The sequence below is a fragment of the uncultured Clostridium sp. genome (genome assembly GCF_947072515.1).
In the GTDB taxonomy this organism is placed as follows: Bacteria; Bacillota; Clostridia; order Clostridiales; family Clostridiaceae; genus Clostridium.
Map to the genome: position 1 here is coordinate 1 of NZ_CAMTIG010000056.1, position 20,317 is coordinate 20,317.

The following is a 20,317-nucleotide window of genomic DNA, read 5'->3' on the forward strand; positions in this document are numbered from 1 at the left end:
AGGGTGGTAAACTTTTTAATGATTTTCTGGATTACTATTAGTTTGTGCTATACAGTAGTTATATAAATATTTGATTAGGATGAAATATTTATAATAAGAGTAATTATGTAAAATATTTGATTAGGATAAAATATTTATAATAAGAATAGTTATATAAAAAATTTTATTTAGTTATGGATATATAGTATATATTTGTATGAGTATGAAATTTTTTTATATGAAAATTTTAAGTTATAAGTGTGGATATTAAGTGTGAGAATTATTGAATAGATATGGCAATTTTAGATGTCATAAGAAAGAGTATGTTATCTTATATATTATAAAAGATATATATAAGATATATATTGAAAAGAAGAATTGAAGTGTACTTATAAATATAGCATTTAAATAGTAATTTAAATTTGAATATTTTTCAATGAATTTAAGTGGAAAAAATATTGTATATAGAAGCTAGTAATAAGTTCACTATAAACTACTCATTTAATAAATAGCTTATAGTATAACTAATTATTGCACAGAATCTTTAATCTAGATATTTGAATAGTTCATTATAGTTTTGGATATAGTTATCAGATAGAGAGATTAATTCATGTTTATCTTTAAGAGATTCTTTATCTTCTATAGCTATAACATGCATATTAGCTGATTTAGCACCTTTAACAGCTGGAAGAATATCTTCAAAGACTAAACAGTTTTTGGGGTCTGTATTAAGCTTATTAGCAGCTAATAGGTACACATCAGGATGATCTTTCCCTTTATCAACCTCTGAAGTAGTAGTAATTGCATCAAAAAAATCAAAAATATTATTTTGTTTTAATGCAGCTGTTAATAATATAGTTGAGTTACTAGTAGCTAGTCCTATTTTAAAACCATGAGATTTTAGATAGGTTAAGAATTTTAGAGCACCTGGCTTTAGAGGCGTATTGTAAGTGTATTGTTCTAAGGCCATTGAGTTCCAAGTTTCTAATAGAATTTCGATTGAGTCATTTAGATTAAATCGATTTTTAAAGTAATGCGCAGTTTGAACAAAGCTTAGGTGTCCGATCTCAGAATGTAAGTTTGGGGGAACTTCTAAATTTTTAGAACTTAAATAGTCTATATCAATTTGATGCCAGATATCTAAAGAATCAATTAAAGTACCATCTAAATCAAAAATTACTGCTTCGATATTTTTTAAAAACATTAAATTTCCTCCTTAATTTGAGTATTAGTACAAGTAGTATTGGGGATATATATAATGTGATTTATTTACAAAATACAGAAATAATTATATCAGAAATGGAATAGGTTAGATATCTATTTCTATTGGAAGGATTAGATGAAATGAAAATAGTTTTAATTATATATATATTAGTTTTAATAGTAACGTTAGCTTTATGTAAAGCAGCAAGCAAAGCAGATGAAAATATAAAAAAAATGCAGAGAAATGAGAATATAGATTCTGAAGATAATACTATAGATGGAAGAATATAGATTTAAGTATAAAAATATATAAAATTATAGAGAAATTAATTTGTAAGGGAATCAATTTATAGAAAAGTTAGCGTGCAAATAGTTTAATAGAAAAGGTATGTTAATAAGAAAATTAGTTTATAGATAGATTGAGAGAATCTTAAAGAATGAAAAAAGAAGTGGATTAATGAAAAAAATGTTACTGAAATAAATTTTGAGAATAAAAAAAGAAGTTATAAAAATAACTTCTAATGGTCGGGGTGACAGGTCTCGAACCTGCGACCTCATGGTCCCAAACCATGCGCGCTACCATCTGCGCCACACCCCGTAAACTACTTAATAAGTATATGATAAAGAAGAGAATTTGTCAATTACATAAATAAAATATTAAAAAATTTTACAAAAAGGATACAAATATGATATTCTATATATAGAAAGTAACTTTTTAGTAATAATAGTATTAAAAAAGTTTGAAAAAAGTGTCTAAAGTATTATGGATAATATTTAAAAAAATATATTAAAAATTATAAAAAATGGCAATGTAAACAATAACAAAGTCTTATGTAATTGATTTTACACTTCGAATTGGCTTTTTGTAATACTTTTGTAATTTTTAATATTGTAACAGATTATTAAAAATGTTATAATTACAAAAAACTTAGACCGTTAACACATATTTTGAAGGGGGGGTAGGTTCTTAGGAACCGTTTAACTCATGAAAAGAAAAATAGTAGCTGCCATAATAGCAGGAACATTATCATTAAATGTAGCGTTACCCACGATGACAGCAAGCGCGGAGCCAATAAGTAAAGAGGCTCGTGATGCGCAAGATCAATATGATGAAATGCAAGCGAATATAGCAAAAATTAACGATAAGATAAATGGGTTTAATACAAAAATAGAGCCATTAGTAATAAATATACAAAATAATAAAGAAGAAATAAATAATCTAAAAAAGCAAATGGAAAATACAGAACAAGAGATTGCTCAAACAAAAGTAAAGATAGCTAATCAAGAAGAGGTTCTTGGAAATAGACTAAGTGATTTATATAAGTCTGGTGGACAATTAAGCTATTTAGAATTAGTTTTTGGAGCATCAAGCTTTGGTGATTTAATAGATAGAGTAGAAATAGCAACAAGATTAGTAACAACAGATAGAAATGCTGTTGAAGCTTTAAAAAATGATAAAGATAATTTGGACAAGCAGATCAAATCAATACAAGAAAAAACTCAAAAGGTAGAGCAATTAAATACTGAAACAGAAAAAGAGTTAGCAGATGCGGAAAAGTTAAAGGCGGAACAAGAGACTTTAGCAAAAGATGCAGAAGTAGCACAAAAAGAATTTGATCAGAAATATTTAGCAAGATATGAGAGAGAAATTGTATCTAGTCAAATTAACATATTAAATAGTAGTTCAAGTTCAATTGAAGCATTAAAAGGAGCTATATCTCAAATAACTGATTTAAAAAATAATCAAATTAAGAGTCCAACAGTAAAAGCTGAAATTGATAGTGCTATATCAAAAGGACAAACTCTATTAAAGCAAAAACAAGATGAGCAAGCTAGAGCACAAGCGGAAGCGGAAGCGGAAGCAAATGCAAATAGAGGAAATACAAATACCAATAACTCATCTAATAATAACAATACAAATAATAACAATAATAATAGCAATAACAATAATAATGGAAATAATAATAGTAATAGTGGGAACAATAATAATGGAGGTGGAACAGTTACACCACCACCAGCAGGAAACACTGCAACTGTACAAGCTGTTTTAAATGAAGCATATAAACATTTAGGAAAACCGTATGTATGGGGAGCAACTGGACCAGATTCATTTGATTGTTCAGGATTTACTAGTTATGTTTATAGAAAAGCTGCTGGAAGAGAGATTGGAAGAACTACTTATAATCAAGTAGGAGCAGGAAGAGCTGTTTCGAGATCACAACTACAACCTGGAGATCTTGTATTTACAAGTGCGGGCCATGTTGGTATTTATGTTGGAAATGGTAATATGATTCATGCACCAAGTAGTGGTGATAAACTTAAAGTATCACCGGTATGGGCTTTTTATGCAGGAAGAAGAATTTTATAGTATTTAGATAATAGAAAAAGAAGCTATACTTTAATGGATAGCTTCTTTTAGTTATGTTAAAAATTATAATATATATGAGGAAAAATATATGAAGTTGTTATGTTAAATTCTTTACTGTATAATTAAATACATAATTTAGTAAGGAGAATTGAAAGTGGAAAATAAATTAGTTAAAGAAGATGAAAATTTAGATGATTTGCAATTAAAAGGACTAATGCTTATTCAGAAAAAAGAAGGATTTAAATTTGGAATAGATGCAGTATTATTATCTTATTTTGCTAATGTTAAAAAAAGATATAGAGTTATAGATTTATGTACTGGTACAGGGATAGTTCCTTTTTTAGTAAAAGGAAAATACAATCCAGCTAGTATTTTAGGAATAGAAATACAAGATGAATTTGTAGAGATGGCTAATAGAAGTATTATAATAAATAATTGCGAAGATATGGAGTTTATAAAAGAGGATTTAAAAAATATTTCAGCAATGAAAAAAATAGAAAAGGCTGATGTAATAACAGTAAATCCACCATATAAATTAAATAATGCAGGAATCGTAAATCCTTTAGATAAATTAGCAATTGCAAGACATGAAGTTATGTGTAATTTAGAAAATGTAATTGAAGCAAGTAGAGTTTTATTAAAGGATAATGGACGTTTATTTATGGTACATAGACCTGAAAGATTAGCAGATATTATTATGTTAATGAGAAAATATAAAATTGAACCTAAGAGAGTGCAAATGGTTCATCCTAAATTAGGAAAAGCTCCTAATATAGTTTTAATTGAAGGTCAAAGAGATGGAGGAGCATTCTTAAAATGGGAAGCGCCTTTATATGTATATAATAATGATGGAACTGTAACAGATGAAATAAATGAAATTTATGGGAGAGATAAGAATGAGTAATGGAAAATTATATTTGGTTGCAACACCTATAGGAAATTTAAAAGATATTACATTAAGAGCTTTAGAAACATTGAAAAATGCTGATGTAATAGCAGCAGAAGATACAAGACAAACGTTAAAACTTTTAAACCACTTTGAAATAAAGAAAACTTTAATTAGTTATCATATGCATAATGAACAAGGGAAAAGTAATGATTTAATAAATAGATTAAAAGGTGGAGAAAACATTGCATTAGTAAGTGATGCTGGAATGCCGGGAATTTCAGATCCAGGAAGTGTTATTGTTACTAAATGTATTGAAGAAGGAATAGAATTTGAAGTTTTACCAGGAGCAACAGCATTTGCAACAGCATTAATTTATTCAGGATTAGATAGCACAGCATTTGCATTTAGAGGATTTATTTCAAGAGAGAACAAAGATAGAAATAAATTAGTTGAAGAGATAAAAGAAATGAAGGAAACTCTAATATTTTATGAAGCACCACATAGACTATTACATACACTTACTTTTTTACAAGAAAGTTTTGGGAATAGAAAGATGGCAGCATGTAGAGAATTAACAAAGTTACATGAAGAGATAGTAAGAGGAAAAATATCTGAAGTTAAAGAATTCTTTTTAGAAAATGCACCTAGAGGAGAGTTTGTTCTAGTTGTTAGTGGAAAAACTGAAGAAGAATTTGAACAAGAAAAAAAGAGTGAGTGGGAAGGTCTTACTATTGAAGAGCATATCAGAAAGTATATAAATGAAGGTTTTTCAAAAAAAGACGCTATAAAAATGGTAGCAAAGGATAGAAAAGAACCAAAAAGTGTAATATATAAGTATTCAACAGAAATATAATATAAAGTAATGAAGATTGGGCAGACCGGAACAAAAGAAAGATACACCTCAAGAAACATCTAGGGGTGTATTTTTTAATTTAATTTATTATGTAGTATTGATTTAAAAAACAAAATAAAAAAAGCTAGCGTGAAACTAGCTTTTAACCAAATTAATCCTATGTAAAAATTTTATATTATTTTTTTAATTCTGCAAAACAGTTCTTACAGATATTTTTACCTTTGTAGTTAACTACATCTCTAGCATCTCCACAGAAAATACAAGCTGGCTCATATTTCTTTAATATGATTTGCTCACCATCTACATATATTTCTAATGCATCTTTTTCAGCTATATCAAGAGTTCTTCTTAACTCTATTGGTATAACTATTCTTCCTAATTCATCTACTCTTCTAACTACTCCTGTTGATTTCATAAAGGTTCCTCCTAATATTTTAATTGTGTATTATCCTACAAGTTTCGACATTTCACTATGTTATCTTACCAAAACTGTAATTTAAAGTCAACCGATAAATGTTAACATTTAATAAACTACAAAATTTATCAATAAATTCTATAGTTATAATATACTACCAAAAAATAGTATTGTCAATACTTTACAAATTAAAAAATTATTAACTAATATTATTTAAAAAATCTCATAAATATGCAAAAAAAATGGACAAACTATAATTTTTAAGCATTAAATCGACTATAAAATAGCGAAAAAGGTAAAAATATATCAATCTAACTAAAGTTACACTGATAAAATGTGAATTAATTGAAAATATTAATCGAAAATGGAAGAAAACATGATTTAAAATAAAAATTGTAAGTAAATGGATTAGAAAGGGAATATAAAAAGTAGAAAATAGTGAAAAAATTAACTTGTAAAAGGTTTATATTAACTATATAATAGTATTAACAAGATATTAAAAGTAAGGAAAGTAAGGGTGAATATGAATGTCTAAAAAAATAAACTCAGAATATATAGCTGAACTTACAGAAGAAATGTCAAGAAATAGTATGATTGACTATGAAGAATTACCAAAATATGATTTATTTTTATCTCAAGTTATAGATTATTTAAATGATAAGTTCACGGAAGATAAGTATACGAATAATATAGTGCAAAACTACATAAAAAGTGAAGTAATTACTAAACCAGAAGATGGTAAAAAAAGGGGATATACTAAACTTCATTTAGTTCAATTAGTTCTTTTAAGTTATATGAGACCGGTTTTGACTACTGATGAAATAAAGAAAGTATTCAGTCTAGCATTTAATGAGATAAATGATAGAACGGATGATATAATTTCATGGGAAACTGCATATAAAGTTTTTGCAGAAACACAAAAAGAAAGTTTAGATTCATTTTTATCTACATCAGCGGATACAGAGGAAAGATTAGATGATTTAGTTAAAGAATTGAATTTAAATGAAAGTGAAGAAGATAAGATAAAAACATTTATGTTAGTTTTATCTTTAATTGCTCAAGCTAGTGTTATTAAAAAGTTAGTTCAAAAAATAGTTAAAGAACAACATGGAGAATAGTATTAAAAAGAATTGCTAGTTTAGCAATTCTTTTTTTTTGAGCTTATAAAATTCTAAGAGGATAGATATATTGATGAATATTCTAAAATGAAGTGGTTAAATTAAAACGAAATCTTCGGTGTGAAGCTTTTAGATTCATTTTTTATATGGATAAGTATAGTGGATAAACTTGTGGAATTAAATTAAAATAAAACAATAGGGATTAAAAAGTTTTAAGAGTAAATGTGGTATTTTACTGGCTTTTAAATGGAGTAAGTTAAAAGGCTATATAATAGGAAAGGAAAATTTTAGAGTTTAATAAAATAAAATTTAAAAAAGTAAAATAAAGATAATAGATAATTTAAAGAGTTGTATATGTGGAGGAAGAAAATGAAGAAAATTTTAATCCGTGAATCGGTTAGAAGTTTAGTTGAGTTTATTCTTAAAAGTGGAAGTATCGATAATAGATTTGTAACTAATAAAAGAGCATTAGAAGGAACTAGAGCTCATCAAAAAGTGCAAAAGAATAATGAAGAAATATATGATAAGTATGAAAAAGAAGTATATCTTACATCGGAATTTGATTTGGAAAATTTTGTATTGAAAGTGGATGGGAGAACAGATGGAATAATAGTTGAAGATGGAGAGATTATTATTGAAGAAATAAAATCAACTTATAAACCAATGGATGAAATAAAAGATGAAAATGAAACTCACTGGGCACAGTTGAAATTCTATGCATATGTATATGCATTAAATAATAATTTAGAAAAATTGAAAATTCAGCTTACATATTATCAGTTAGATTTAGAAAAGGTGAAAATTTTTAGAAGAGAAGAAACTTTTTTAGAGTTGCAGCAGTATGTTTTTAATATATTAGAAGAGTATAAAGTTTATTTTAATTTATTAACTAATTATAGAGAAAAAAGAGATATAAGTATTAGAAATTTAGATTTCCCTTTTAAAGAGTATAGAAAAGGTCAGCTTAGATTAGCGAGAACAGGATATTCTACAATAAGAGAAGGAGAAACTATTTTTGTAAAAGCACCTACTGGAATTGGGAAAACTATATCTACATTATTTCCTGCTATAAAAGCTATAGAAGGAATAGGCAGAGATAAAATATTTTATTTAACTGCAAGAGGTGTAAATGGGAAAGTAGCAGAAGATACATTAGAATTATTAAAAGAAAAAGGTCTTTATTTTAGAAGTGTTTCAATTAGAGCAAAAGATAAAATATGTTTAAATGAAAAAGTGAGTTGTAATCCTGAAGAGTGTCTTTATGCAAGAGGATATTATGAAAAAAATAAAGAAGGAATAAAAAACTTCTTAAAAATGCATGGACATATATATAGTGAAGATATAATCGAGATAAGTAAAAAACTAGAGATATGTCCTTTTGAATTATCCTTAGATTTAATAAATTGGTGTGATTGTATAGTTTGTGATTACAATTATGTATTTGATCCTAGAGTTGCTCTTAAAAGAATTGATGAGGATGAAGATAAAAATAGAATTTTATTGATTGATGAATGTCATAATTTAGTTGATAGAGGTAGAAGTATGTATTCTGCTAATTTAACAAAAGAAAAAGTTATGAAATTAAGAAAAGCTATTAAAGGAAAAGATGAATTAATATATAAAGTATTAGGAAAGATAAATGATTGCTTTATAACACTTAGAAAAGAATGTGAAGAGGAAGAGCAAAATTATTTTTGTACTGAATACCCACCAGATGAAATATTTAGACATTTAAGACGATTTATGAGTGAAAGTGAAGAAAATTTAGCAAAATATAAAAATGAAGATTTTATTGAGGATTATTTAGAAGTGTATTTTGATATAAATAAATTTTTGTCTATTAGTGAAATCTATGGTGAAGATTATGTAACTTATGTGCAAAAGATTGGGAATGATGTAAATTTAAAATTGTTTTGCGTAGATCCGTCAAAGAAAATCGGAGCAGTATTAAAAGGAACTGGAGGGAATATTTTATTCTCTGCTACATTAACTCCGATGAATTATTATATGGATTTATTATGTGGAAAAGGAGATATTTATAGATTAAATTTAGAAAGCCCATTTGATAGCAATAATTTAGAGATAATAAAAAAGAGAATTGATATTAGATATAGGGCTAGGGAAAGAACATTACCTGTAGTTTGTGAGGAAATAAAAAAGTTTATTTTAGAAGAGCGAGGAAATTATCTTGTGTTTTTCCCATCATATGAGTATTTAGATATGGCATTTAGTGAAATTAAAAATATAGATGGAATGACTTTAATGGTTCAAGATCAATATATGAGTGATAGAGATAAAAAAAGATTTGTTGAAATTTTTGAGAATGAACAAAATATTGTTGGCTTAGGAGTTTTAGGGGGAATGTTCTCGGAAGGAATTGATTTGCCAGGTGAAAAGCTTATAGGTACTATAGTTGTAGGTGTAGGATTTCCTAAAATATCAATTGAGGGAGAAATTATAAAAGAATATTTTGAGGAAAATGGATTTGATTATTCATATATTTATCCTGGAATTAATAAGGTGATGCAAGCGGTAGGACGGGTAATAAGAACGGAAAAAGATAAAGGAAGAGCACTTTTAATAGATGACAGATATTTTAATTATAAATATAAAAATATATTACCAAAAGAATGGTATAGAAAATAAGGTTGAAAGATTAGGACTACTTTAATAAGTAATCCTAAATTTTTTATTTAAATTGTAAATGATACAGTATATGAGCAAGAAAAATCCGCATTTATATGTAAATGTTGAATTCCCTCTTTATTTTTAAATTCATCATTAAAATCTTCAAAATCAGAATGACCAAACCAAGGCTCAATACAAACAAATGGTGCACCGGTAGGTTTTGACCATAATCCCATATAAGGGAATCCTGTAAAGTCCATAGTTAAAGATTTGCTATGTTTTTTTGATTTTAAAGATATTTGGTTTGATTTTAAATTATCAAATACTAAGGCATCATTTTTAAATACATCTTTACTTAACGAAATGATATTTTCATTATTTAAAAAATTGGCTCTTGTTTTTGAGAAATAACCTTCAGCATTTAAAGTTAACAGGGATGAAGTTTCTTTTTCGTTAAAAGAGAAGAAATAATCTTCCATTGTTTCATCAGGCAATATAGGACACATAAAGGCTGGGTGTGCTCCTATTGAGAAAAAGATTTCTTTATCATCTTTATTTATAACTTTATAACTTACTTTAACACCAGAGTCTATAAGGTCATATCTAATTTGTAATTCAAATTTATATGGATAGACTTCTAAAGTCTTGTCAGAGTAAGTTAATGAAAAGATTATATGTGAATTTGATTTTTCAATCATTGTAAATTCAGAAACTCTAGCAAGTCCATGTTGTGGTAAGCTATAACTTTTTCCTTCTACAGTATAATGTCCATCTATAACTTTTCCTACAATAGGGAATAGTATAGGGGCATGGTATTTCCAAAATTCTTCATTTCCGTTCCAAAGAAATTCAGTTTTATCAATTTGTGAAGTTAAGCTATGAAGCTCACCACCGTCTGTGCTAGCGGTAATTTTTATAGTGGAATTTTCAAGTGTATAAATCATTACAAGCTACTCCTTTAAATTAAAATATATTTATAAAATATAATAATCAATATTAATAATGCCATAATGATAGTAAATTAATATTAATTATGAAATATTAAGTATTAATAATATGTTACCATATTATCCATAATTTAAGAAGAGGGAGTATTTTACTTATAGTATGTACATATGATAATATAAATCAATAGGAATAGAAAAATATAGATGTATGGTGAAAATATGAGAAAAAAAATAAAAAGAGAATCAGTAATAGACACAATAATTTATTTAATTGTTAAAGTGAAAAATGATGATATCTTTGGATCAGGGGCACAGCTTGCATATTATTTAATGCTTGCATTTTTTCCTTTTTTAATATTTTTAATGACACTTATAGGATTTAGTCACTTAAGTTCTACAGATGTATTAGAATGGATTCAAAGATTACTTCCAGGAAGTGTATATGATTTAACTAAATCTACAATAGTAGAAGTGGTAGATTATCAACACACAGGAATTTTAGGAGCATCTATTGTATTAACATTATGGTCAGCATCAACTGGAATGAGAGGGGTAATTAAAAGTATCAATAGAGCATATGATATTCAAGAGACAAGATCATTTATAATAAGATGCATAATTGGAATGTTAGGTGTTATAGGATTGGCATTAACAGTAGTATCAACTTTAATCATGTCAGTATTTGGAGAGGTTATCGGTACATTTTTAACAGATGTATTACCTTTTGGGCATGTGGTGGCCTATTTGTGGAATGTAGTTAGACATGGGGCAATTATAGTTATATTAATTGCAGTATTTGCAATTATTTATAAAATTGCACCAGCAAAGAAGGTTAGATTTATAGATGTTCTGCCAGGAGCTATAATAAGCACTTTAGGATGGTTAATAGCATCTGCAGGTTTTTCATATTATGTAAATCACTTTTCAAATTATTCTAGAATATATGGAAGTTTAGGAACAATATTTGTTTTAATGACATGGCTATATATAACTTCAATGGTATTTATTTTTGGAGTAGAAATAAATTCAGTATTAGAAAATGAAAAAAAATGGGAGTAAGTTTAATCACTTACTCCCCAATTTTTTTTATTTTTCATATCCATTTGGATGATTTTTATGCCAATTCCAAGCAGTTTCAATTATAGTTTGAACTGAATTGAATTGTGGTTTCCAGTTAAGTTCATTTATACATTTTTCACTTGAAGCGATTAATATTGCTGGATCACCAGCTCTTCTTGGAGCAATTTCAGCAGGAATTGAGTGGCCAGTTACAGTTCTAGCTATTTCAACCATTTCTTTAACAGAGAATCCAGTTCCGTTTCCTAAGTTATATATTCTGCTTTCTCCACCATTCATTAATCTATCAAGAGCTAATGAGTGAGCATGAGCTAAATCAGAAACATGAATATAGTCTCTTATACAGCTTCCATCTTTAGTATCATAATCATCACCAAAAATCATAATTTTGTCACGTTTACCTAAAGCAACTTGTAAAATTAATGGGATAAGATGAGATTCTGGAGAATGGTCTTCTCCAATTTGTCCGTTTACATGTGCACCAGCAGCATTAAAATATCTTAAAGCTGTATATTTAATACCGTATGCAGTATCACACCATTTTAGTATTTTTTCAACTAAAAGTTTTGATTCACCATAAGCATTAGTTGGAAGTGTTTTTAAATCTTCTACTATAGGAACAACCTCAGGTTCACCGTAAGTTGCAGCTGTTGATGAGAATACAATGTATTTAACATTATGATCTCTCATAGCTTCTAAAAGATTTATAGTTCCATAAACATTATTGTTAAAGTATTTTAATGGTTCTGTCATACTTTCACCAACTAGTGAATAAGCAGCAAAATCAATAACTGCATCTATTTTATTTTCAGTAAAGACTTTATCTAAAATAGCCCTATCTCTTAAATCTCCAATATAAAGTTTACCACCTAATACTGCGTCTTTATGTCCTTTTTCAAGATTATCTAAAATAACAACTTCTTTACCGTTTTCTAATAATTCTGCTACCATGTGACTTCCGATATATCCGGCTCCACCACAAACTAATATAGCCATAAAAAAACCTCCTTAAATATAAATAATATAGATATTATAACATTACTAAATATAAAAAGACATTATTTTATGGAAAAGATAGGGGGAGGAAACAACTAGAATATTACAAAAAATAAATAAAAATAGTGTATATATTTCCTGGAAAATATCATTTTCGACAAAATATTAAGAAAAGTGGAAAATAAAAACAGAATAATATGAAGAATGAAGGGTGAAAATAGAAAAGTTTAAAATAATTCAGTGAAAAAAAATTTTTTTAGATAGCACAGTTTGACATAAAAAAATCAGAAAGTATGGTATATTTCAATTAGGGATTAATTAAAGGGGGAATATAGTATGATTAACGAGAATTTTGTATTTGTAAGAATGACGAATGGAATAGAGAGGAAATATATATATAGACTCATTGATAACGTTGTAAATAAAAATAATATTTATGGAATTGAGATTGAAAGAATAGATTGTATTAAAGATGAAATAATAGATAGTTTTAAAGATTCAGTTGAATTGATTTCACCAAATAAAGAAAAGGTGGAAAGACTTTTAGTAATGCTTTATGAAAATGGAGTATCACCATTACATTTAATTGATATTGCAGGGGAATTTATTGACGAATGTGTTAATGATTTTGTAGCTATTGGTTTATAATAAAGAAGTAGAGTATAATATTTCTAGAAGGAGTGTATTTTATGATTTGTGGAATCGGTAGTGACATAATCGAAATAGAACGAATAGAAGCTGCAATAAATAGAACGCAAAGTTTTCTATTTAAAGTATTTACGAGCCATGAAATTGAATACTTTAATACTAGAAATATGAAAATGGATACGATTGCTGGAAATTTTGCAAGTAAAGAAGCAATAAGTAAGGCATTAGGATCTGGAGTTAGAGGATTCAATTTAAAGGAAATAGAAATCTTAAGAGATGATTTAGGCAAGCCAATTGTGAATTTAAGTGAAAATATAAAAGAAAAGTTTAATTTAAAAGAAGCAAAAATTCATGTAACAATTTCACATAATAAAACATCGGCAATAGCATTTGCAATAATAGAGAGGTAAGAATTATGGAAGTTTTAAGTAAGGAAGCCTTGAAAGAAATGGATAATAAAGCAATAAACGACTTTGGAATTCCATCTATAGTATTAATGGAAAATGCAGGAGAAAAAATAAAAAATAAAGTAATAAATGAAGGTGAAACCTTTATTATTATATGTGGAACTGGAAACAATGGTGGAGATGGCCTTGTTGTTGGAAGAAAATTAATTTTAGAAAATAAAAAAGTACATATTTTTGTTGTTGGAAATATGGAAAAAGGAACAAAAGATTTTAAGGTTAATTTAAAGATACTATTAAATATGAAAACAAATATTAATAATATTGAGAATAATCTTGATTTAAATAAATTAAAAAGTATAGTAGAGAAAGATAATGTAATTATAGATGCATTATTTGGAATAGGATTAAACAGAAAATTAGAAGGAATATATAACGATATTATAGAATTTATTAATTCGAATGAAAAAGTAATTTCTATAGATATTCCATCTGGAATGGAAGCAAATAAAGGTGTAGTACTAGGTAGTTGTGTAAAAGCTACTAAGACAATAACTTTAGAAGCTATAAAAAGGGGTTTTATTTATATAAAAAATATAGAAAATTTAGGAGAGCTTTCAGTAATTAATATTGACATACCAAAAGAAATAAAAAAAAGAGTAAGTGAAAAAGTACATATTCTTCCTAAGGAAGTTTATAAAAATAAAATACCCAAAAGAAATAAAGGAAGTCATAAAGGCGATTTTGGAAAGGTGGCGATAGTTGGAGGTAGTGAAAGTTTTGTGGGGCAGTATACATATCTTCTGAAGCAGCGCTTAGAGCTGGAAGTGGATTAGTAACCCTTATAGTTAGTAATAAGATAGCGAATATTTTAAAATGTCGAGTTATTGAATCTATGATTAAAAGTTATGATAACATATGTGAAATTAATGATTTGAAAAAATTCAATGTAATTGCCATAGGACCAGGAATGGGAACAGATGGAGAAGCGATTGAAGTTTTTGATAAAGTTATAAAAAATACTGAAAGTCCTTTAGTTATAGATGCAGATGGATTAAATATTTTAAGTGAAAAAAATGAATACTTCAATTATATTAAAGGTAGAGCTATTATTACACCTCATTTAGGAGAAATGAGTAGACTAGTAGGAAAATCTATAGAAGAAATAGAAGAAAACAAAATAGAAATAAGTAAAAAATTTGCTAAAGAAAAAAAGATTGTTCTTTTACTTAAAGGATATAATACTATAATTACAGATGGTGAAGAAGTAATTATAAATAATACTGGCAATAGTAAAATGGCATCAGGCGGAATGGGAGATTGTTTAACTGGAATAATAACATCCTTTATAGGGCAAGGATTATCTATAAAAGATGCAGCTGTATTAGGTGCATATGTACATGGATATGCTGGGGATTGCTTAGGAAAAAGGTTAAATAGTGTAAATGCAAGAGATATAATTAATAACTTACCTAAAATAATAGAAGATTTATTATGTGAAAATTAGAATAAAAGTCCCGATTAATTAATATTGTATAAGGAAGCAATAAATTAATGGGGGATTTATGAAATTAAATAATAAAAAGATAAAAGATGAAAAAGTAAAAAAGAGTCTAAAAAGAAATATTAAATTAGGAGCTATAATAATATTACCTATTATTATTATAGGATTAATTATTATGCTAAGGCATAATGTTACATTAACAAATGATGAAATCATACAAAGGGTGAAGAATCTAGATAGATATAATACTATTGTAGAATTTACAATAAATAATTCTAGGGGAGAGTACGTTGAAAAGGTGAATTTACATTATTCAAAAGGACACGCTCCAATGATGGAGTTTGGGGATAAGTTAGTAAAAACCTATAATAAAGACTCGATTTCTATGAAGTACAAAGATGGAAAAGAATATAATTTAGAAAAGGATACTGATAGTTTTTATATTTTAGCAATCTTAGAGGAACTTTTTAAAAATCCAATTACTAGTATTGAAGAAGGTTCGGAAGAATGGGGCGATATAAAGTATTTAAAGGTTAGTATTGATATTGTTTCTAATAATCAACATTTAGATAAAGCAGTTATATATATAAATAAAACAGAAAAAATACCAATGTTAATGAAAATACAAGATATAAACAATAAAGATAGAGTAAAAATAGAATACAGAGATTTTAGTAAAATAGATAAATGCAAATAAACAAGAGGTGTATAAGATGATAAATATAAGACCAGCATGGGCAGAAGTTGACTTAGATGCAATAAAGCATAATATAGTAGAAATAAAAAAAGTAGTTAAAGATAAAGAAATTATAGCAGTTGTAAAAGCTGATGCTTATGGTCATGGAGCTTTAGGAGTAGTTCCAACTTTATTAAAAAATGGAGCAGATAGATTAGCAGTTGCGGTAATAACAGAAGCAATTGAACTTAGAGAAGCTAAAATAAATGTTCCTATATTAATATTAGGATATACTCCATTAAGTTTCGCTGAAGAAATAATAAGTAATGAAATAGAACAAACTGTATTTAGTGTAGATTACGCAAGAGAATTATCAAAAATAGCTATAAAGTTAGGAAAGAAAGCTAAAATTCATATTTCTTTAGATACAGGAATGGGAAGAATAGGATTTATTCCATGTAAAGAAAGTGTAGATGAAATAGAAGAAATAAGTAAATTAGAAGGAATAGAGATTACAGGATTATTTACGCATTTTTCAACAGCAGATGAAGAGGACAAAACTTATACAAAGAAGCAAGTTAGTAAATATAAATATGTAGTAGATGAATTAGAAAAAAGAGATATAAATGTAGGAATTAAGCATGTAGCAAATAGTGCAACGATAATAGATTTAGAAGAATATTATTATGATGGTGTGAGACCGGGAATAATTTTATATGGATACTATCCATCAGATGAAGTTAATAAAGAAAAAATAAAATTAAAGCCAGCACTAACATTAAAAAGTTATATAGTTCATTTAAAGGAAGTCGAAGAAGGGACATACATAAGTTATGGTAGAAAATATGTTACTAAAGCTTCTGAAAAAATAGCGACATTACCAATAGGATATGCAGATGGATATACGAGACTTTTATCAGGAAAAGCTAAAGTTATAATAAAAGATAAATTATATCCAGTAGTAGGAAGAATATGTATGGATCAGTGTATGGTAAATGTTACAGGATTAGAGGATATAAAAGTAAATGAAGAAGTTATTCTTTTAGGACAAAGTGAAAATTGTGTTTATAATGCAGATAATATTGCAAGTGAAATAAATACCATAAATTATGAAATATTATGTATGATTGGGAAAAGGGTTCCACGAGTATACAAAGAAAATGGAAATATCACTTCAACTAGACATTATTTATAAAATTTTTAAATTATACTTTAAAATTTTGACAAAATGCACTCAATTTAGATATAATTCTATTGTAGAGGTTCTATTCAATGGGAGGAATAAGAATGTTTTGTCCAAAAGAATTAAAAAAAAGGTATCTTAAAGAAAAAAAGAGTAAATATAATGATGATGAATTAATAATATATATAGATAGTCCTTTTACAGAAGAAACAAAAGTTAAAATGAAAAAGGGATATCAAGAAATGGCATTTTTAAATTTAGAGATGTCTATGATGACAGACAATGAACTAGAAGAGCTTGATGAATATGAAGAATGGCTTTGCGGAGAGTGATAAAATAAATGACGACTATGGTTGTAAAAAGAGGGGACATATTCTATGCTGATTTAAGTCCAGTTATAGGCTCAGAGCAAGGTGGAATAAGACCCGTTATAATAATACAAAATGACATTGGAAACAGGTATAGCCCAACAGTTATAGTTGCAGCTATAACCTCGCAAATAAACAAAGCAAAATTACCAACTCACGTAGAAATCTCATCAGAGGAATATGGACTTAATAGAGATTCTGTAGTTCTTTTAGAACAAGTTAGGACTTTAGATAAGAAAAGGTTAAAAGAAAAGATTGGACACATGACTGACTCAGATATGAAAAAAGTTAATAGGTCCTTATTAATAAGTCTAAGCCTAATATAATAGAGGGGTAAGAGAACAAGAAAATTAGTACAAGCTTTGAGATTAAATAGAAAAAACCGTATTAAGCAAATTGCTTAATACGGTTTTTATTTTGAAGTTTTAAATACATATCTTACATGCTTATTGGGAGAGTTTTTCAGTACATACCAATGGTTTTTATAATAATCAATTGCAAAATTTAAAAAAGTTTGTGAAAGATCGGAAAGAAGAATTCCTTTCTTATATGAAATAGCGATTTTTCTAGTTTTTAATTTATCTTCTAATCTTAGTAATGTAAATGAAGTTTTATCAGATTTTAAACAAACTGATAAAGGTACAAGAGCTACGGCTTGTTTTATCTCTATTAATTCTGAAAGGATATAAGCATCACCTTCAAAAGTTACATTAGGTTCGAATTTTGCATTCTCAAACATTTTATTAGTTATATTTTTAAATGAATTATCTTCAGTAAGACTTATAAAATCTTCATTTTTTAATTCATTTAAAAAGATAGATTTTTTTCTAGCTAATGGATGAGTAATTGGAATAACGGCTACTATTTCTTCTTCAATTAAATCCATAGTCTCAATATTAGGGTTTTCAATAGGTGGACAAGTGATAGCAAAATCTAAACTCCTATCATTTAGTTTAGTGATGATTTCAGAGATAGAATTTATAGATTGAGACATAGTTATATCAGGATTCACTAATAAAAAATCTTTTAAAAGCCCACTTAAGAAAAAACTTATGGAAGCAGAAAGGGATAAATGTGTATTTTTTTCTCCGGAAGCCTCTAATAATTCAAGTTTTGAAGTTTCTATTTGATTAAGAATTGAATTAACATTTTTCAAGAAGCTTTTCCCAAATATATTTAATTCGATTTTTTTCCCTTTTCTATTAAATAAAGGAACTTGTAATTCATCCTCAAGCCTTTTAATTGTAATGCTTAAAGAGGGTTGTGATATGTGCAATTCATTGGCTGCTCTGGTTATATTTTCATATTTGGCAACACTTTGAAAATACTTTAATTGTAGTAGTTCCATGGCTTGACCTCCTATATAGATTTCGGTAAATATGTATATATATAATATATATTTCAAATTATATACTTAAAGAGATATAATTGAAATATAGAAAATAAATATTTACGTATTTATTATTATAAATATCTAAATAATGGATTTTAGATAAAAATAACTATAAATTTAATCAAAAATACTAAAGAAACATAAGTACGAGTTCCGATTAATTTATTTACATAAATGAAGGAGGAAGGTATAGTCATAAAATAATTTATATGACTGTACTGTGTTTTATGGCAGAAAAAGAGAAAAAGAAAAAGGATAAAAAAATTTGGCTTTTAGTTATTTTGGTTAGTATTTTATTAATACCAGCATTATATTGTGGGTTATATTTAAAATCATACTGGAACGATGGAACAAACTTTAATAAAGTTCCAATAGCTGTTGTGAATTTAGATCAATCGTATACTAAAGATGGTGTAAATTATGACGTTGGAAATACAGTAATAAATAATTTAAAGGATAATCATACTTTAGGGTGGAAATTCGTTAGTTATAAGCAAGCAGAAGATGGATTATATGGAACTAAATATTATGCAATGCTTGTTATTCCTAAGGACTTTTCAGAAAAAATTGCAAATGCAACAACAGATGGATTTGAAAAACCAGAAATTGAGTTTTATCAAAATCAAGGGAAAAACTTTGTTTTCTCAGAAATATCAGGTTTTGGTGCACAGGAAATTCAACAAACGGTATCACAATCTATTTCAAAAAGTGTTTCAAATGTTTTAGTACAAACAATATATAAAACAAAAGATGGATTTAAGAGTGCTGCTGATGGTGCCAATGGATTAGATAGTGGATTAGCTGAATTGAAAAATGGAACGAGTTCATTAAGTACAGGAATGGATAAACTTCAAAATGGATCAGGACAGCTAGTAAGTGGAGTAAGTAAACTTCAAAATGGTTCAGGACAATTAGTAGATGGAGTTGATAAACTTCAAAATGGTTCAGGACAATTAGTAAGTGGAGTAAATAAACTTCAAAATGGTTCGGGACAATTAGTAGATGGAGTAAGTAAACTTCAAGATGGAACAGATAAATTAGCAAGTGGAGTCGATAAGCTTCAAAGTGGATCAGGAAAATTAGTTGCAGGAACTAATGAATTACAAACTGGATCACAAGGACTTGTGGATGGAATGCAAAAACTTTCTAATGGAGCACAAGGTTTAAAAGAAGGTGCTACTAAATTAGAAACAGGAGCAAGTAATTTATCTGCCGGAATGCAAAAACTAAATTCAGGTGCAACACAAATTGCAGAAGGAGAACAGGGAATATCAGAGGAAACAAAAGAACTTTCATTATTGATTTCTAAAGGAGAGACGAAAGAAGCTGGTGCATTAGCACAAAAAATAGCTGCTCAAACAGAAGCGCTTCAAGCAGGAGCAAGTGCTTTAAAAGAAGGAATCTCAAATGTAGGAAATGGAGCTAGCCAATTAAATGGTGGATTAGCTCAATTAAGTAATGGAATAAGTTCTTTAAATAGTGGTATCAATAGTGCTGCAAGTGGAGCAAATAAATTAAATGGTGGTATTAGTTCAGTAGCGCAAGGAGCAAGTGCGTTAAATAATGGATTAGAATCAGCAAAAACAGGAGCAAATGCATTAAATTCAGGGGTGAATTCTGTTTATACAGGAGCAAATGCATTAAATAGTGGATTAGAATCAGCAAAAA

At 27.5% G+C, this 20,317-nt stretch carries 21 protein-coding genes and 1 tRNA gene; 16 read left to right on the top strand and 6 right to left on the bottom strand.

Going from position 1 to position 20,317, the window contains the following annotated elements; translation table 11 throughout:
• Positions 1 to 523: 523 nt before the first annotated feature.
• Positions 524 to 1,183, bottom strand: coding sequence for an HAD family phosphatase (locus tag Q0W06_RS15640; RefSeq protein WP_297637780.1), 660 nt, complete (start codon positions 1,181 to 1,183; stop codon positions 524 to 526).
• A 140-nt stretch (positions 1,184 to 1,323) separates the two neighbouring features.
• On the opposite strand from Q0W06_RS15640, the gene Q0W06_RS15645 reads away from it, so the two are divergent.
• A complete protein-coding gene (locus tag Q0W06_RS15645) occupies positions 1,324 to 1,473 on the top strand; it encodes a hypothetical protein (protein WP_297637784.1) in 150 nt (49 codons plus the stop codon).
• 231 nt (positions 1,474 to 1,704) lie between these two features.
• Here the strand turns inward: Q0W06_RS15645 and Q0W06_RS15650 are convergent.
• Positions 1,705 to 1,780, bottom strand: a tRNA-Pro gene (locus Q0W06_RS15650).
• Positions 1,781 to 2,167: 387 nt separating this feature from the next.
• Between Q0W06_RS15650 and Q0W06_RS15655 the strand changes: the two genes are divergently transcribed.
• The 3 genes from Q0W06_RS15655 to rsmI all read left to right on the top strand — a co-directional run bounded on the left by Q0W06_RS15655 (position 2,168) and on the right by rsmI (position 5,292).
• Positions 2,168 to 3,550, top strand: coding sequence for a C40 family peptidase (locus Q0W06_RS15655; protein WP_297637787.1), 1,383 nt, complete (start codon positions 2,168 to 2,170; stop codon positions 3,548 to 3,550).
• A 214-nt stretch (positions 3,551 to 3,764) separates the two neighbouring features.
• A complete protein-coding gene (locus tag Q0W06_RS15660; protein ID WP_297637837.1) occupies positions 3,765 to 4,454 on the top strand; it encodes a tRNA1(Val) (adenine(37)-N6)-methyltransferase in 690 nt (229 codons plus the stop codon).
• Complete coding sequence (rsmI, locus tag Q0W06_RS15665) at positions 4,447 to 5,292, top strand: 16S rRNA (cytidine(1402)-2'-O)-methyltransferase (RefSeq protein WP_297637791.1); 846 nt, start codon at positions 4,447 to 4,449, stop codon at positions 5,290 to 5,292. Before Q0W06_RS15660 ends, rsmI begins: the two co-directional genes overlap by 8 nt.
• A gap of 175 nt (positions 5,293 to 5,467) precedes the next feature.
• Here the strand turns inward: rsmI and Q0W06_RS15670 are convergent, their stop codons facing one another.
• A complete protein-coding gene (locus Q0W06_RS15670) occupies positions 5,468 to 5,707 on the bottom strand; it encodes an AbrB/MazE/SpoVT family DNA-binding domain-containing protein (RefSeq protein WP_002596649.1) in 240 nt (79 codons plus the stop codon).
• Between the two features lie 527 nt (positions 5,708 to 6,234).
• Here Q0W06_RS15670 and Q0W06_RS15675 point away from each other — a divergent pair.
• Both Q0W06_RS15675 and Q0W06_RS15680 read left to right on the top strand, forming a co-directional pair.
• Positions 6,235 to 6,825 (top strand): DUF1836 domain-containing protein, encoded by a 591-nt coding sequence (locus tag Q0W06_RS15675; RefSeq protein WP_297637796.1) that lies wholly within the window; start codon positions 6,235 to 6,237, stop codon positions 6,823 to 6,825.
• A gap of 369 nt (positions 6,826 to 7,194) precedes the next feature.
• Entirely contained in the window at positions 7,195 to 9,471 is a 2,277-nt protein-coding gene (locus tag Q0W06_RS15680; protein ID WP_297637799.1) for an ATP-dependent DNA helicase, read from the top strand.
• A 47-nt stretch (positions 9,472 to 9,518) separates the two neighbouring features.
• Here Q0W06_RS15680 and Q0W06_RS15685 read toward each other — a convergent pair whose 3' ends face one another.
• A complete protein-coding gene (locus Q0W06_RS15685) occupies positions 9,519 to 10,397 on the bottom strand; it encodes an aldose 1-epimerase family protein (RefSeq protein WP_297637801.1) in 879 nt (292 codons plus the stop codon).
• A 222-nt stretch (positions 10,398 to 10,619) separates the two neighbouring features.
• On the opposite strand from Q0W06_RS15685, the gene Q0W06_RS15690 reads away from it, so the two are divergent.
• Positions 10,620 to 11,459, top strand: a complete 840-nt coding sequence (locus tag Q0W06_RS15690; RefSeq protein ID WP_297637804.1) for a YihY/virulence factor BrkB family protein — start codon at positions 10,620 to 10,622, stop codon at positions 11,457 to 11,459.
• Positions 11,460 to 11,486: 27 nt separating this feature from the next.
• On the opposite strand, the gene galE is transcribed toward Q0W06_RS15690, so the two are convergent.
• Positions 11,487 to 12,473: a UDP-glucose 4-epimerase GalE gene (galE, locus tag Q0W06_RS15695; RefSeq protein ID WP_297637807.1), complete on the bottom strand. Its 987-nt coding sequence runs from the start codon at positions 12,471 to 12,473 to the stop codon at positions 11,487 to 11,489.
• A gap of 336 nt (positions 12,474 to 12,809) precedes the next feature.
• Between galE and Q0W06_RS15700 the strand changes: the two genes are divergently transcribed.
• From Q0W06_RS15700 to Q0W06_RS15735, 8 genes are all read left to right on the top strand, one after another.
• The gene (locus Q0W06_RS15700; protein ID WP_297637810.1) at positions 12,810 to 13,121 is read left to right on the top strand and encodes a DUF6514 family protein; all 312 of its coding nucleotides are present in this window, start codon (positions 12,810 to 12,812) and stop codon (positions 13,119 to 13,121) included.
• Positions 13,122 to 13,162: 41 nt separating this feature from the next.
• Complete coding sequence (gene acpS, locus Q0W06_RS15705; protein ID WP_297637813.1) at positions 13,163 to 13,531, top strand: holo-ACP synthase; 369 nt, start codon at positions 13,163 to 13,165, stop codon at positions 13,529 to 13,531.
• Positions 13,532 to 13,536: 5 nt separating this feature from the next.
• On the top strand, positions 13,537 to 14,361 hold the full coding sequence (locus tag Q0W06_RS15710; protein WP_297637816.1) for an NAD(P)H-hydrate epimerase: 825 nt from the start codon (positions 13,537 to 13,539) through the stop codon (positions 14,359 to 14,361).
• Positions 14,322 to 15,032: an NAD(P)H-hydrate dehydratase gene (locus tag Q0W06_RS15715; protein ID WP_297637840.1), complete on the top strand. Its 711-nt coding sequence runs from the start codon at positions 14,322 to 14,324 to the stop codon at positions 15,030 to 15,032. Before Q0W06_RS15710 ends, Q0W06_RS15715 begins: the two co-directional genes overlap by 40 nt.
• Before the next feature lie 58 nt (positions 15,033 to 15,090).
• Positions 15,091 to 15,726, top strand: coding sequence for a germination lipoprotein GerS-related protein (locus Q0W06_RS15720; protein WP_297637819.1), 636 nt, complete (start codon positions 15,091 to 15,093; stop codon positions 15,724 to 15,726).
• 16 nt (positions 15,727 to 15,742) lie between these two features.
• Positions 15,743 to 16,900: an alanine racemase gene (alr, locus tag Q0W06_RS15725; protein ID WP_297637821.1), complete on the top strand. Its 1,158-nt coding sequence runs from the start codon at positions 15,743 to 15,745 to the stop codon at positions 16,898 to 16,900.
• Between the two features lie 92 nt (positions 16,901 to 16,992).
• Positions 16,993 to 17,220: a hypothetical protein gene (locus Q0W06_RS15730; RefSeq protein WP_297637824.1), complete on the top strand. Its 228-nt coding sequence runs from the start codon at positions 16,993 to 16,995 to the stop codon at positions 17,218 to 17,220.
• 8 nt (positions 17,221 to 17,228) lie between these two features.
• A complete protein-coding gene (locus tag Q0W06_RS15735; RefSeq protein WP_297637827.1) occupies positions 17,229 to 17,582 on the top strand; it encodes a type II toxin-antitoxin system PemK/MazF family toxin in 354 nt (117 codons plus the stop codon).
• Positions 17,583 to 17,668: 86 nt separating this feature from the next.
• Here the strand turns inward: Q0W06_RS15735 and Q0W06_RS15740 are convergent, their stop codons facing one another.
• Positions 17,669 to 18,604, bottom strand: a complete 936-nt coding sequence (locus Q0W06_RS15740) for a LysR family transcriptional regulator (RefSeq protein WP_297637831.1) — start codon at positions 18,602 to 18,604, stop codon at positions 17,669 to 17,671.
• 272 nt (positions 18,605 to 18,876) lie between these two features.
• Here Q0W06_RS15740 and Q0W06_RS15745 point away from each other — a divergent pair.
• Positions 18,877 to 20,317, top strand: a 1,441-nt coding sequence (locus tag Q0W06_RS15745) for a YhgE/Pip domain-containing protein (protein WP_297637834.1), incomplete at its 3' end; no start/stop codon positions are given.

Bases quoted from the DNA above. Each gene is read 5' to 3' on its own strand.
- rsmI (WP_297637791.1), top strand. From the start codon at position 4,447: ATGAGTAATGGAAAATTATATTTGGTTGCAACACCTATAGGAAATTTA.
- Q0W06_RS15710 (WP_297637816.1), top strand. From the start codon at position 13,537: ATGGAAGTTTTAAGTAAGGAAGCCTTGAAAGAAATGGATAATAAAGCA.
- galE (WP_297637807.1), bottom strand. From the start codon at position 12,473: ATGGCTATATTAGTTTGTGGTGGAGCCGGATATATCGGAAGTCACATG.
- Q0W06_RS15680 (WP_297637799.1), top strand. From the start codon at position 7,195: ATGAAGAAAATTTTAATCCGTGAATCGGTTAGAAGTTTAGTTGAGTTT.
- Q0W06_RS15685 (WP_297637801.1), bottom strand. From the start codon at position 10,397: ATGATTTATACACTTGAAAATTCCACTATAAAAATTACCGCTAGCACA.
- Q0W06_RS15720 (WP_297637819.1), top strand. From the start codon at position 15,091: ATGAAATTAAATAATAAAAAGATAAAAGATGAAAAAGTAAAAAAGAGT.
- Q0W06_RS15700 (WP_297637810.1), top strand. From the start codon at position 12,810: ATGATTAACGAGAATTTTGTATTTGTAAGAATGACGAATGGAATAGAG.
- Q0W06_RS15655 (WP_297637787.1), top strand. From the start codon at position 2,168: ATGAAAAGAAAAATAGTAGCTGCCATAATAGCAGGAACATTATCATTA.
- Q0W06_RS15640 (WP_297637780.1), bottom strand. From the start codon at position 1,183: ATGTTTTTAAAAAATATCGAAGCAGTAATTTTTGATTTAGATGGTACT.
- Q0W06_RS15740 (WP_297637831.1), bottom strand. From the start codon at position 18,604: ATGGAACTACTACAATTAAAGTATTTTCAAAGTGTTGCCAAATATGAA.
- Q0W06_RS15670 (WP_002596649.1), bottom strand. From the start codon at position 5,707: ATGAAATCAACAGGAGTAGTTAGAAGAGTAGATGAATTAGGAAGAATA.
- Q0W06_RS15660 (WP_297637837.1), top strand. From the start codon at position 3,765: ATGCTTATTCAGAAAAAAGAAGGATTTAAATTTGGAATAGATGCAGTA.
- Q0W06_RS15675 (WP_297637796.1), top strand. From the start codon at position 6,235: ATGTCTAAAAAAATAAACTCAGAATATATAGCTGAACTTACAGAAGAA.
- Q0W06_RS15730 (WP_297637824.1), top strand. From the start codon at position 16,993: ATGTTTTGTCCAAAAGAATTAAAAAAAAGGTATCTTAAAGAAAAAAAG.
- alr (WP_297637821.1), top strand. From the start codon at position 15,743: ATGATAAATATAAGACCAGCATGGGCAGAAGTTGACTTAGATGCAATA.
- acpS (WP_297637813.1), top strand. From the start codon at position 13,163: ATGATTTGTGGAATCGGTAGTGACATAATCGAAATAGAACGAATAGAA.
- Q0W06_RS15645 (WP_297637784.1), top strand. From the start codon at position 1,324: ATGAAAATAGTTTTAATTATATATATATTAGTTTTAATAGTAACGTTA.
- Q0W06_RS15690 (WP_297637804.1), top strand. From the start codon at position 10,620: ATGAGAAAAAAAATAAAAAGAGAATCAGTAATAGACACAATAATTTAT.
- Q0W06_RS15735 (WP_297637827.1), top strand. From the start codon at position 17,229: ATGACGACTATGGTTGTAAAAAGAGGGGACATATTCTATGCTGATTTA.